The 12,742-nt window shown below is 50.6% G+C and carries 15 protein-coding genes and 1 other RNA gene; 8 read left to right on the top strand and 8 right to left on the bottom strand.

Going from position 1 to position 12,742, the window contains the following annotated elements; translation table 11 throughout:
- Positions 1–340: 340 nt before the first annotated feature.
- The 4 genes from ACJJIW_RS08190 to ACJJIW_RS08175 all read left to right on the top strand — a co-directional run bounded on the left by ACJJIW_RS08190 (position 341) and on the right by ACJJIW_RS08175 (position 2,532).
- Positions 341–871 (top strand): hypothetical protein, encoded by a 531-nt coding sequence (locus ACJJIW_RS08190; protein WP_444937073.1) that lies wholly within the window; start codon positions 341–343, stop codon positions 869–871.
- Positions 872–1,078: 207 nt separating this feature from the next.
- Positions 1,079–1,237 (top strand): hypothetical protein, encoded by a 159-nt coding sequence (locus ACJJIW_RS08185; RefSeq protein ID WP_444937072.1) that lies wholly within the window; start codon positions 1,079–1,081, stop codon positions 1,235–1,237.
- Between the two features lie 81 nt (positions 1,238–1,318).
- Positions 1,319–1,702, top strand: a complete 384-nt coding sequence (locus ACJJIW_RS08180) for a DUF7674 family protein (protein WP_444937071.1) — start codon at positions 1,319–1,321, stop codon at positions 1,700–1,702.
- Positions 1,703–1,872: 170 nt separating this feature from the next.
- Positions 1,873–2,532, top strand: a complete 660-nt coding sequence (locus ACJJIW_RS08175) for a hypothetical protein (RefSeq protein ID WP_444937070.1) — start codon at positions 1,873–1,875, stop codon at positions 2,530–2,532.
- 92 nt (positions 2,533–2,624) lie between these two features.
- On the opposite strand, the gene gcvH is transcribed toward ACJJIW_RS08175, so the two are convergent.
- From gcvH to ACJJIW_RS08135, 8 genes are all read right to left on the bottom strand, one after another.
- A complete protein-coding gene (gene gcvH / locus ACJJIW_RS08170) occupies positions 2,625–3,011 on the bottom strand; it encodes a glycine cleavage system protein GcvH (protein WP_282930945.1) in 387 nt (128 codons plus the stop codon).
- 66 nt (positions 3,012–3,077) lie between these two features.
- A complete protein-coding gene (gene gcvT, locus ACJJIW_RS08165; protein WP_413663598.1) occupies positions 3,078–4,166 on the bottom strand; it encodes a glycine cleavage system aminomethyltransferase GcvT in 1,089 nt (362 codons plus the stop codon).
- 268 nt (positions 4,167–4,434) lie between these two features.
- Positions 4,435–5,550, bottom strand: a complete 1,116-nt coding sequence (locus ACJJIW_RS08160; RefSeq protein WP_413663599.1) for a CNNM domain-containing protein — start codon at positions 5,548–5,550, stop codon at positions 4,435–4,437.
- Entirely contained in the window at positions 5,547–6,515 is a 969-nt protein-coding gene (locus ACJJIW_RS08155) for a rhomboid family intramembrane serine protease (protein ID WP_444937069.1), read from the bottom strand. Before ACJJIW_RS08155 ends, ACJJIW_RS08160 begins: the two co-directional genes overlap by 4 nt.
- 50 nt (positions 6,516–6,565) lie before the next feature.
- The gene (locus ACJJIW_RS08150; protein WP_413663601.1) at positions 6,566–7,804 is read right to left on the bottom strand and encodes a UbiH/UbiF/VisC/COQ6 family ubiquinone biosynthesis hydroxylase; all 1,239 of its coding nucleotides are present in this window, start codon (positions 7,802–7,804) and stop codon (positions 6,566–6,568) included.
- A gap of 50 nt (positions 7,805–7,854) precedes the next feature.
- On the bottom strand, positions 7,855–9,093 hold the full coding sequence (locus ACJJIW_RS08145; RefSeq protein WP_444937068.1) for an FAD-dependent monooxygenase: 1,239 nt from the start codon (positions 9,091–9,093) through the stop codon (positions 7,855–7,857).
- Between the two features lie 64 nt (positions 9,094–9,157).
- Entirely contained in the window at positions 9,158–10,510 is a 1,353-nt protein-coding gene (locus tag ACJJIW_RS08140; protein ID WP_444918430.1) for an aminopeptidase P N-terminal domain-containing protein, read from the bottom strand.
- On the bottom strand, positions 10,510–11,064 hold the full coding sequence (locus tag ACJJIW_RS08135) for a UPF0149 family protein (RefSeq protein ID WP_413663604.1): 555 nt from the start codon (positions 11,062–11,064) through the stop codon (positions 10,510–10,512). The genes ACJJIW_RS08140 and ACJJIW_RS08135 overlap by 1 nt, the downstream gene beginning before the upstream one ends.
- Positions 11,065–11,272: 208 nt before the next feature.
- Here ACJJIW_RS08135 and ACJJIW_RS08130 point away from each other — a divergent pair, with 208 nt between their 5' ends.
- The 4 genes from ACJJIW_RS08130 (at position 11,273) to ACJJIW_RS08115 (ending at position 12,678) form a co-directional block, all read left to right on the top strand.
- Positions 11,273–11,476, top strand: a complete 204-nt coding sequence (locus ACJJIW_RS08130; RefSeq protein WP_108734784.1) for a TIGR02449 family protein — start codon at positions 11,273–11,275, stop codon at positions 11,474–11,476.
- Complete coding sequence (locus ACJJIW_RS08125; protein WP_282930937.1) at positions 11,476–11,805, top strand: cell division protein ZapA; 330 nt, start codon at positions 11,476–11,478, stop codon at positions 11,803–11,805. The genes ACJJIW_RS08130 and ACJJIW_RS08125 overlap by 1 nt, the downstream gene beginning before the upstream one ends.
- 85 nt (positions 11,806–11,890) lie before the next feature.
- A non-coding RNA gene (gene ssrS, locus ACJJIW_RS08120) (6S RNA) lies at positions 11,891–12,071 on the top strand.
- A 28-nt stretch (positions 12,072–12,099) separates the two neighbouring features.
- The gene (locus ACJJIW_RS08115) at positions 12,100–12,678 is read left to right on the top strand and encodes a 5-formyltetrahydrofolate cyclo-ligase (protein ID WP_282930936.1); all 579 of its coding nucleotides are present in this window, start codon (positions 12,100–12,102) and stop codon (positions 12,676–12,678) included.
- Positions 12,679–12,742 lie beyond the last annotated feature (64 nt).

The raw sequence follows: 12,742 nt of genomic DNA, 5'->3' as shown, positions 1-12,742 counted from the left end.
TGGTATTCCATCATCAGAACATTTGGTATAGATTATATAAAAATGTTTTGCAGTTACCATTACTATCTTAATATTGAATGAAAAATTTCTCTGATTTTTATACCCGACTGTTTATGATAGAATCATCGAGGCTATAATTTAGAAAAAATACCAACTTGATACTCACCATCTAAGCTCATTGATAAATCTCAATTTATTTTTATTGCATTAGTTAAAACAGACCACAAACCCTAAACAACTAGCTCGGTGGCTTTGACTTCATCAAATATCTTTATATTCAAGAATCTGTAAATTTTTTTGGATGAGCTTTATTCGGCAAGTCTTAATATATGAACTCTCTTTGATCCAGAATAGTCTTATTGGCTTTAACAAAAAAGAACATAAAGAACTGATCACAGAAATATATAGTGCTAATATCATATGTATCTATTCTTCAATACCTAAATCTACAACCTTGACAACCAAAAAAATAGAGTGGCTAAATTATAGTTGTGTTATAGGAGTAAAAAAATTGAACAAAGCTAACAAGAAAGCTATAACTTGGGGGGTAGTTAGTTTCAGCATTCTTTGTATCATGCTGACTCTGATGATAAATTTTCTAGACGTTCCACTTAGCGCTACAGGGGTACTCCTAGTTTTATCGTCCATTCTCTCAGGCATAGTGGTGGTAAAACGTGGTGCTCAGGCCCCTTTAATCAACGCTGCTATCTCTGGTGGCATTGCTGGATTGCTTCTATATATCTTGACTGTTCCATTTTTCGGTATGGATCTGTGGAGCCTGCTTTATTCTTTAGTAGTAACTACGGGGGGATTTGTGATTGGCACTACTCTTTGGCTGGGCGCCTCTTTTTTTGTAAAGCTACGCAACTAAGCTTCCTCTTTACTGGGGAATAGCACATAAAACAAGTTTGTTCCAATACAATTGAAAATTTAAGTAAATAATTAAAACTGATGTCGCAGAAAAAACTGCTTTGATAGTTCAGCAATCAAGTATGATTATGAATTCACACTTGTACTATCTCAAAGAACTTTTAGATGAAACATAATTTACAAATATATGTAAAAATTTGGAAAGGTAATGAGAGAAGCTCATTTGCAAATACTTGATCCAATATGGAAAGCCCACCCTGAGCTATTACCTCAAGAACTGGGTGGAGAATACAAAATTGATAAAAATATGTATTTAGAGTTTCAATCGCTTGTTAAAAAATATGCACACAATGACTCGGAGTCCTAATTTGAAAAACCGTACACAAGCCACTCTGAACTCCCAGTAAACTATTTGCCGTTTATCACTACGCTATGCCACATGGAACACATGACTCCACATGAATTTATCAATAGTCTTTTAGAAGCCTGCTCTGATATCGACTCGGAATGGCAGGAGCACCTTGATTTTTGGGACGGTGATATTCCTGGATTCTATAATGACATAAGCGTAATCGTTCATTACGTACTTTCAAAATATAGAAATAATGACTTTCAAGATCTTGAAAATGTAGCCTTAGCTGTTGACCTTGGTCTTAACTCAGGGAATCCAGAAACATCGGAGCTTGCATTAATTGGGTTTCTAGAAGGTATATTATTCGTCGGATCACATGAAAATCTATCTCCCATAAATCATAAGCACTGGTTGCGTGAACGATCCTATTGTGCGCTTGTCAACTTGAGCGAGGCGTTCGAAAGTCTAAATAACAAGTAATGAGCAATACTTACTATACATATTAGGTCTAACGTACCAGTTTCTTGCCAAATGATTTCAAATAATTATCTAGCCCCAGTGATACACTATAAAGGCGCCCATTTGTTTAAAACTCACTAGAAGTTTGTGCGCAATGATGAACCAACGCATATAAAACAAGGAATGAAATCGTGCTAAAAAAGATAGCGCTTCTCGCACTAGCTACAATGATCACTGCCTGTGTTTCACCTATTCCGTTACAGGAGCAGTCCGCAAAAGCGGAGTACACAACTAAAGAGCCTGTTTTAATTTCTGTTATTGATCAGCGCAAACGTGTTCAAGAAGGGAAAGAAAAGAACTTTATTGGTAAAGCCCACGTTTCATTTGGCATCCCCGTTGATTGGCACGTTAATCAGGTGCTTGCAACAGAGCCGGGAGATAAAGAAAAGAATCTGGCTCAGTTTCTACAAAGCCGATTGACACACGGCTTGAATGAAACGGGCTGGAATACCACAGCAGTAGATTTAGATGAAGTGCCGAGTGATGAAGCCATCAAAGCCTTGATGGAAGAAAATAACACCGAAAAAATGATTAGCCTTGTGCTTAACGAGTGGTATTTCAGTGTTAACTTGAACTGGGTTTCAGCATTCAACTTCGACACGAATACCGACATCCTCGTATACAGCCTAGAAGAAGGGAAGTTACTTGCCAAGAATATTGCTGAAAGGGATGTCGTTGATGAGCAGGCTAGTGAATCTCCACAAAACAATATCTTGCGGGCCTATAAAGCTCAGCTAGATCAGATTGTGAATGATGAGGAAATTCGCAACGCAGTATCGTTTGATCAATAAGTGGAAATTGATTTAGACGCTTATAGAACAAAAAAGGCTGTGGGGATTACCCACAGCCTTTTTTTAATATGCTTTTCAGCACATTCGCTCTATTAGTCTTCAGACTCTGAACGATATGTGTCTGCATCCAGCATATTATCCAGCTCGCTCACGTCGGAGGGCTTGATGCGGAAGAACCAGCCATCGTCGTAAGGAGAGGAGTTTACAGTTTCCGGAGCTTCTTCCAGAGCTTCATTGACAGCAACTACTTCACCGGAAACCGGGGAGTAGATATCGCTGGCAGCTTTAACGGATTCAACTACACCTGCCTCGTCACCAGCAGCCAGGTTGGTGCCCACTTCTGGAGTCTCAACGTAAACCACATCACCCAGGGCATCTTGAGCGTGATCGCTGATGCCGATGGTTACGGTGCCGTCCTCTTCCAGGCGTGCCCACTCGTGGCTGGAGAGGTATTTCAATTCATTGCGGATTTCGCTCATGCTGTTATCCCTTGATTAAGCATCTAAGTTTATTGTCTTAGTGACGCGTACACCTCTGGGCGACGCTTAAATAACTGACTTGCCGTTGCGTACGAAGCAGGGCTTAACCACCTTGACTGGCTGCAGTTTCTTACGGATTTCCACCTGTGCGGTATCACCAACACTCACCGGAACTCGCGCCAAGGCGATAGAGTAACCCAGTGTGGGGGAGAAAGTGCCGCTGGTAATGATACCCCGGTCATCACTATCGTCTACCACTACCGGTTGACCTGCGCGCAATACACCGCGCTCTTCAAGCACCAGACCTACAAGCTTGTGCTTAACGCCATCGGCTTTTTCCTGCTCCAGAACACCACGGCCGATAAAGTTGCGGCTCTCCGGTGCCCAGGCAACCGTCCAGGCCATGTTGGCAACCAACGGAGAGGTCTCATCGTCCATCTCATGCCCGTACAGGTTCATACCCGCTTCCAGGCGCAGGGTGTCGCGTGCACCCAGTCCACATGGAGAAACGCCCGCTTCGGCCAAGGCGCGCCAGAAACCACTGGCGTCTTCACCCGGCAACATAATTTCCAGGCCATCTTCACCGGTGTAACCGGTGCGCGCTACGAACCAGCCACCCCGGGCAACGCTTTGGAAAACTTTTAGTGCATCAATCGCGGAAGTCCAATCAATGCCCAAAACCTCTTTGGTTTTCTCGATGGCATTGGGGCCCTGGATAGCGACCATCGCTACATCCGGGCACTCTGTCAGGGTCACATCGAAGGACTCTGCCTGCTTGCGCATCCACGCCAGATCTTTCTCGCGAGTTGCACAGTTAACAACCACTCGGTAGCCGGGATCGCGCAGGTAGACGATCAGGTCGTCAATCACACCGCCTTTGTCATTGAGCATGCCGGTGTAAAGGGCCTTACCCGGGTTGCCATCCAGCTTGGCCACATCATTGGCCAGCAGGTAGCGCAGGTAGTCGCGGGCCTGGGCGCCATCTACGTCGACCACGGTCATATGGGAGACATCGAACATCCCCGCATCGGTGCGCACCTTGTTGTGCTCATCCAGCTGCGAACCGTAGTGCAGCGGCATGTCCCATCCACCGAAATCCACCATTTTGCCGCCCATAGCGACATGCGTGTCATACAGAGGAGTTCTATTTCCCATTTTTAAAATCTCAGTCCGTCAGGTTCCGAAGCGGCGTATTCTAGCGGCTTGGGTACCGGCCTTGCCAGCGGGGCAGGCGCGGCAATATATATGCTCTGCAAGCCTAGCAGGCATTGGTAGTAAAACCTGTCCAGGTTCACAGAGGCCGTCAAAGATTCCGCTGGCGCTCTATCCTGCTTTCGCCCGCGTTATGGAATCGGGCAATACCCAATACCCACTGTGTTGGGCTAGCGCAGAAATGATCATTTTTCAACCAATGAAGCTCTTATCAGTCGCTGCCCCGGTCGCGCCCTTGACCAGCCTCTTCCGCGTTCTCTTCTGTGTTTGCAGATTCGTCGACTTTAAGGCCGTACTTCTTCGACCTCCAGCGCCACAAACGCTTAGCCAGCTCCTGACGGTCGGGTGTTTTATCTGCTTCGTCGACAATTTCTTCCCCGAGCAGGGTCTCCAGCAGATCCTCCAGGGTCACCAAGCCTTCGAGACTGCCATATTCATCCATAACAGCACTAATCTGCACGCGGCGGGACAGCATTTTCTGGAACGCTTGGTAGATAGTGGCTGTTTCCGGCAGGATCAACATTTCACGGCGATAATCCGCCAGAGTTTTCTGGTGCTCACCTTTGGCGTAGGCCAGCAATAGCTCCTGTCGCAATACAAAACCCACCACACAATCCGGGTCGCGATTTTCATAGACTGGGATACGGGAGAAACGCCCTTTCTCTGCATCCTCGTAGGCCTCTTCCACAGTGATGTCCTGCGGCAGGGAGAAGACCACCGTGCGGGGAGTCATCACCTCGCGTACGGAGTGGTCCCGCAGAGTGAAGAATAGGTTGCGCAGGATGCTGGACTCCCGCTGCTCTAACTGCCCTTCGGCCTCGCCAATTTCCGCCATAATGGCGAACTCATCGCGGCTGAAGCCCGTCAGAGTTGGGCCGTGGGACAGTCCTTTGGTCAACCACTCGGACATTTTTACAAACGGGTGGAGTAACCAAACCAGGCCGCGTAATACATAAGCGGTAGTGGGGGCCAGTTGGCGCCAGTACACGGCTCCCAGTGTCTTGGGGATAATTTCAGAAAAGACCAGAATCAACAGAGTCAGGATCGCTGATGCGATACCCAGGTATTCATTGCCAAAAACCGCTGCTGCCTGGGCACCGGCACCTGCAGCACCCGCTGTGTGCGCGACGGTATTCAGGGTGAGGATAGCGGCCAGGGGGGCATTAATATCGGATTTTAATTTGCGCAGCAAAGACCCCGCTTTATGCCCTTCCCGTTCCATTAGGCGCACGTATGGCGTTGTTACGCTGAGAATAACCGACTCGGCTATCGAGCACAGAAAAGAAAAGCCAAGGGCAATAAAAATGTAGGTTATCAGTAAAATCATAATTCTCGAGCGTAAATATCACCAGAATAAAAGTTTCGCGCTCCACCTATTGCGCAATAAATCAGTCCACTCAGCAATCCACTGAGTAGCCCTCCAATATTTGCTGGGTTGGCAAAATTAACCCCCAAGATGAAACCAAATATCCCCAACGCACTTAGAACAAGCCAAGCCGTCATTACGAGTAAAATACTCCTAGGAATATCCTGCCAAGCAGGTTGCCAACGCTGAACTACCAAAGCAAAACCAACAAGTGTGTAAATTACTCCCGACATGCCGGCAAAATAGGACTGTGGAGCCCACAAGAACTGTGTGAGGTTTGCCACAAGCCCTCCAAGCACCACCAACGCAATTAAAACTGAGGCCCCTCCTCGAACTTCAATTGGCCGGGCTAAAATCCATAGGGCTAAAGCATTCATAAGGGCCTGCAAGAATGAAAAATGTACAATTGCAGGGCTCCACAACCTCCAATACTCACCTTCCTGCAAGTGCTTAGCCAATGTTGACTGACCGACGCTAGTGCCAGCCGGGTCAGGAGTAATTAAAAGCAAGCCCGCCAAGCTACTAGTGAATAAAAACCACCCCAGAAAACAAAGAGTAATTAACAGAAAAGTTAAAGGGGTACTATCCAGAGGGAAGCTTGGTATATAGTAAGTCCTCTCACCCCTCTCAGAATCTGGCTCGCTACTCTCCTTGCCTTCAGATTCATTTAACTCTGAATCCACTTCATTAATTTCCAAACCCCGGATCAACTGAGAAAAATAAAAATCAAGATCTATTTTTTCAGTATCCCAGTGACTAATCAGTGGCCTTAAGAATTCCGCCAATTTAGTATCTTCGGCTATTACGCATTGTTGTTTGCCTTTTTCAATAATTCGTACCGGCAAACCGTGACTTTGTATAAAACGGGCTAATTCCGTCAATTCTTTCTCCATCGGGAAAGAATAAACGGTTATCCATTGGCTCACTTATCACAACCTTTTTTCTAATAGAATCTGAGTCAAAATCCGAGCTACAACTAAACCGCCATAGCCCGCATAATAATCCGCTTCTTTAACATGGGGCTTGCATCTACCATGCTCAACCCAGTGTTACGCAGCCAGCGCCAGTGCACATCGCCAGCACCGAACAAAGACTTAAAGGCGCTCATCGCTTTCATAGTGGCGGCGTTGTCGCCGCGACGGCGGCGTTCGTAGCGAGCCAACACTGAAGAGTGAGAGGGCTCCAGGCCGCGTGCCATAGCGCGGTCAATTTCATCTGCCAGCACCCGTACATCCTGCAGCCCAAGATTTACACCCTGGCCCGCGAGGGGGTGGATACTGTGGGCGGCGTCTCCCACCAATACAGCACCAGGGCCGCGATAACGTTCCGCATGGCGCGCGCGCAAGGGGAAGGAAAAGCGCTCACTGACGGATTCCACTTTGCCCAAGCGGCTCTCAAAGGCTTTTTCCAGGTTCAGGGCAAAGGCCTGGTCATCCAGCATCAATAGCTCCTGCGCCAACGCTTCATCCGCAGACCAAACCACGGCGCAGTGATTGTCATCCCCCAACCCCGCGAGAGGTAAAAATGCCAGTGGACCCGTTTGTAAAAAACGCTGCCAAGCGGTGTGACGGTGAGATTTCTCACTGCGCGCGACACACACCAACGCAGTTTGATGGTAATCGGTATCCTGGGAGCGGATATGCAGTAAGTCCCGCACTTTAGAGCGGGCGCCATCGGCACCGATTAACAGGCGGGTGCGTACTATCTCTGGTTGCTCACGGAGGCCATCCTCTTCATTTAATCGATCTTCACCGCGAGGCTGTAAATGCCAGAGTCCGCAGTCGCGCCACCAGCTCTCCAGGCGAAAACCATTGACTAACTCCACGTTGGGTAGGGTTTCCAGCCGTGCTCTTAACGCGGCGACAATGACATTATTCTCGACGATATGACCGAGATTCGGCAGCTGCACATCGCGGCTGTTAAAGCTTACTGAGCCGGTTCCATCTGCATCCCAAACCCGCATTTCCACATAGGGGCAGGCGCGGCGGCTGGCAATATCATCCCAGGCTCCCACCTCTTCGAGCAGCTCGCGGGAGGCCTGTGTCAGGGCCACCACGCGGGGTTCATACTGCGGTGACAATTGCGGCGTTGTTTCCGGGGACGCCTCCAGCAAGGCCAGACGCATGCCCGGGTGCCGAACTGCCAGCAGCGCTGCCTGGGCCATGCCCACCATGCCCGCACCCACAATGGCAAAATCCAAACGATGTCTGTTCATAGAAGCCAATTCCGCTGAAGTGGCAGTAGCCGTCCCCGACCCTGCACCTTTTAAAGCCCAAATCCCGCCGCTTGACTGACAAATTCCCGGCGCAGCGGCGGGACCATTGTAAGGCCGAGCATTCCCAACTGACGAATTCCCTGTTGCAGCCAACCGGAAGAGGAAAACAGTGTGGGAATACGGTCACTGAATCCAATCGTCAATTGCTGGTCCAGCTGGCGCATTTCTCCGTATTTCTGCAGGAAATCGAGCCGCCCTGGCAATGTATCCGACGTCACTGTCGACAGGGCTTGTGCCAATCCATAACAGTCCCGCAGAGTCAGGTTAAAACCCTGCCCTGCTACTGGGTGCAGAAAGTGGGCGCAATTGCCCATCAACACCACATTCCGGCGCCACTGTTCCTGGGCGATCGATAAACTCAATGGATACCCCTGAACGGCTCCAACCTTAATAAAACGTCCGGCACGCCAGCCAAATACCTGCTGCAGTTTTTTCAGGCGTTCAGCCTCAGGCATTACACCGACACGCTCAGCTTCTGCTTCCTCGCAAGCCCACACTAGTGCCGCGCGGTGCTGCCCTTCTCTATCTGGCAGCGGTAAAAGTGCCATGGGGCCCATTCGGGTGAAGCGCTCGTAAGCCACACCTTGGTGAGGCTGTTGCAGAGCGACCGTAGCGACTAGTGCTCTCTGAGGGTACTTAACCGAGCTGATCTCTATTCCCAGCTGGCGGCAAAGGGGGGAGTTCACCCCATCGGCAACGACTACCAATCCGCAGGACAGTGCCTGATCGGGGGAATTATCCTCGGATCGCCACAACAGGTTTGCGCCCGCAGAGGTCATGGTAATGTCAGTAACCTGCGCCGGCGCTAATAATTGGGTGGAAGTGCTAGTCAGTGCGCTGTGGAGAATCGGGCCCAGCGCTGCATTTTCTATCACTGCGCCCAGAATGCCCTCAAAGTTGACTCCCTGTCCCTCACGGGTCGAGAGGGCGGCGCCAAATGCATGCCCCCGATCACTCACATGAATACGATCAATCGGGGCGCTATAGGCTTGCAGAGCAGGCCAGAGCCCAAGCTCCGCAAATAACTGCAAGCTGCCTGCGGCAATGGCCGTGGCTCGCGTGTCGAAACTCGGCAACTGAATACTGGCAGCGGCATCCGGCAGTGCTCTCTGCTCCAGGAGCGCCACACTGAGTTGAGGACAAAAATGTGACAACATTAATGCCAGGCTGGCTCCCGCCATACCGCCACCGACAATGGCCACATCTACTTTACGCGCCGACTCACCCATCCCAATTCCCCCTTTGATTATTCGGCATTGAAATATTATTGGCCGAACAATCCAACAATCACTTCTAACGGGTCAGTAAGTCCCGTCCGTGAAGCATGGTGTATTCAATATCTTCAATCGCTTTTGGAGCCGCTGCTGAGAGGATCTGAGGCCCTCTATTGGTAAGTGCGACATCATCTTCAATTCGAATCCCGATCCCGCGAAATTCTGCGGGAATACTCTCATCGTCCTCCGGGACATAAATTCCGGGTTCGACCGTCATTACCATTCCGGCTTCCAGCTGGCGCCAAGCTCCATGAATGCGATAATCACCCACATCGTGCACATCCATGCCCAGCCAATGGCCAACCCGGTGCATATAAAACTGCCGATAAGCGCCAGACTCTATCAACCCCTGGGTGTCGCCTCGCAACAGTCCTAAATCGACCAACCCCTGAGTGATTATCTCAACACTGGCAGCGTGGGGATGATCCCAGTGATTGCCCACTGAAACCTGTTCAATCGCCGCTTGCTGTGCCGCCAAAACGATCTCATAAAGTGCGCGCTGCGGTCCGCTAAATGAACCATTAACCGGATAGGTGCGAGTAATATCGGCCACATAACCACGGTACTCACACCCCGCATCCACCAGCACCAAGTCCCCATCGCGCAACTGGGCATTATTACTGCAATAGTGCATCACCAACGCATTGCCACCACCCCCAACGATAGTGGGATAGGCTGTTTCCCGGGCTCCAGAGTCGACAAAGGTATGCAGGAGGGCAGCCTCCAGCTGGTATTCGTAAAGGCCCGGCTGGCATCGGGTCATAGCCCGGCTGTGTGCCTCGGCACTGATTTTGGCCGCCTGCTCCATTAAGCGAATTTCCTGGGCCGACTTAATCAGTCGCATTTCCCGCAACTGGTAATCGAGGTCGACCATTTCCGGTGCACCCCCGGTATCCGGCGCTGCAGTAATCCGCTCCAGGTAATTGCGGATTCGCTTATCCAAATGGGCGTAGCGGCCCATGGGGAAATAGAGCAGCTCGCGCCCTTCTAGCAGCCCCGGCAAAATATCATCGAGATCACCGATGGGAAATGCATCGTTCAAGCCGCACTGCTGCATCGCGCGCTCCGGCCCCAGGCGCGGGCCATCCCACTTTTCTTTTTCCGCATCGCGCTCGCGACAGAACAGCAGGGTTTCTCCCTGTGTTCGTCCCGGTACCAAAACCAGCAGCGCTTCCGGTTCATCAAATCCAGTGAGATACAAAAAATCACTGTCCTGGCGAAACGGAAAAAAAGTATCCCGGGAGCGCAGTTGCTCCCCAGCAGATGACACGATTGCCAAACTACCTGCGGGCAATTCTGCCATCAGGCGGTTGCGTCGGCGGGCGTACTCAGATCGACTGATTCCCGCTGTGGTTTTCGGGGTCTTAGACATCAGTGAATGGTGGGCTCGCTATTGGAGTCCTTACCCTTTACCTCAGTAAATATATTGAGTACGGCTACGCGCACGTATTCCTGCAGTTCCACCAGTTGCAGCTCAGTCTCCTCACCCTCTTCAACATGCTCGGCATCCAATTGGGCGATGGCGCTAATATCTTTTAAAGCTTCGTCACTGGTGGGCATCAATTTTTCCCGGGCCCCGCCGACACCAAAGCCGTGCAGGAATCCATCGCACCAATGACCCAGCGCCAGAGCGCGGGAGACGACATCTTCGTCATCGCACAGCACTAACTGAAAATCGAAGTTAGAGCCGTCGAGCTGCTTGTGGCTTTCCTCAGTCAGCTGGAAAAAATCCCGATTGAGATCTGCCGGCACCGCTTCCACATCGAGCAATCCGGCCAGCTCATTCTGCCAACGCTGTTTGTCCGGTCGCTCGCCCGCCGCCAAAATGCCACAGATAAAACCGTGCAATTCACTGGGGTCAGCCTGCCCCCCAGCTGAGAGAATGGCGTTGGCGAGGAGTTCAAATCGGCTAGCTTCAGAAGTCATGGTTACCGTACAGCTTTTTGTAAATTAGGCTTTTCAATCCGGCCGTCACACTGGTGCCAAACCGGGAATTTGAGGCATTAAGAGACAATTTTGTGATTGTCCGCGCAGGTGCAGCGATTGACCCACCAATACGCCGGCAATATAGTAGCGGAATCCCTCGCAGTCTGTCGTGTTGCGAACTCAGACGTCGACCTCAAATGCAGGAAATATGGATAAGCTGCAAGCGCTAGAAAGCACCGTGGATTCACTCATTGCCCGCTGTCAACAATTGGCGGATGACAATCGTGAATTACGCCGGCAGGAAGCCGACTGGCTGCGTGAACGCCAGCGCCTGATAAAAAATAACGAGGCCGCCCGCTCGCGGGTAGAAGCTATGATTAACCGTCTTAAGGGGCTAACGCAAGATACCTGATGTCTGAAACCGCATCACCCTCCGAAACTGTAACTGTTTCTATTCTCGATAAAGAGTACCGTGTCGCCTGCGCGGAAAGCGAGCGCGCCGGACTACAGGCTTCGGCACACCTGCTACACGAACGCATGTCCCGCATCCGCGCAACGGGTACTGTCATCGGCTTAGAGCGTATCGCCGTAATGGCAGCGCTTAATATTGCTCACGAGCTTATCCAGGCGAAAGCTGAGCTCAGCTCCATTCCCCTGCAAGAGGAAATGTTGGAGCGACTTACTGATAAGGTGCAAAACGCACTGGGCGAAATAGACTCGGAAGAAAAACTTCAGGAGTAAGGTGACAAGAAGCCACTTTCTGCTACTGGTCATTTCATCTAAATTTCTGGTTAACAGCCCCCCGCTCTACAAGTTATAATTGGTTCATACCCTGGGGTGTTGGCCAGCAGACTATGTCCTTGAGCCGATAATCTTACCCCGGTGGTTTCCAGCGAGTGCTGGTGTGCAAGTCCGCCTTGTAGCGGAAAGCCTTATGTACTCCGGATCCCACCACCTTGAACCTTACGGTTCAAGGCTCCGTCTACAGCCGCACACTCGGGGTACCCTATTTCTTCACGCTCTTCTCTTCCCACAATGACTGAAACCAAAACGCAACTGCGCCGCCGTATGCGCGCGGGGCGACGGGAACTCAGCGCCTATCAACAGCGTTTGCATGGCCGTGCAGCCATCACTCTCCTGAGCCGTATCCCACAAATGAATCGAGCAGCGCATGTCGGTATCTATTGGCCGACTGATGGCGAGCTGGATGTCCGCTACCTGCTGCAACGTTTTCCACAAAAACATTTTTATTTGCCACAGCTGCCGGCAGAACCACACCCCCACCTCCGGTTCAGGCGTTGGCAAGGCGAACCCCTGGCTTTTCGCAATCGCTATCGCATTCCGGAGCCAGTGCGCACGACTTACCGCGCTCCCAAGCTCCTGGATCTGGTTTTAGTTCCCCTCGTCGCCTTCGATCCCGGTGGAGCACGCCTGGGAATGGGGGCCGGTTTCTACGACCGTACTTTTGAGCGCAAACAGTTATTTCCAGGCACGGGGCCACAACTTATTGGCGCAGCGCACCATCTACAGTGTGTGGATAACTTACCCACGGACAATTGGGATATTCCACTGGATATGGTGGTGACTGAACAAAGGATTTATCGCTGCCGCTAAAAAGTGATTGGCGGAGCACAAAAAAAGCCGGACACCTGGGTGTCCGGCTTTTTTTGTGTTTGCT

Source organism: Microbulbifer maximicatervae (SeqCode) (genome assembly GCF_052467815.1).
The sequence above is the reverse complement of the archived record's forward strand: the minus strand, read 5'-3'. Positions and strand labels throughout refer to the sequence as shown.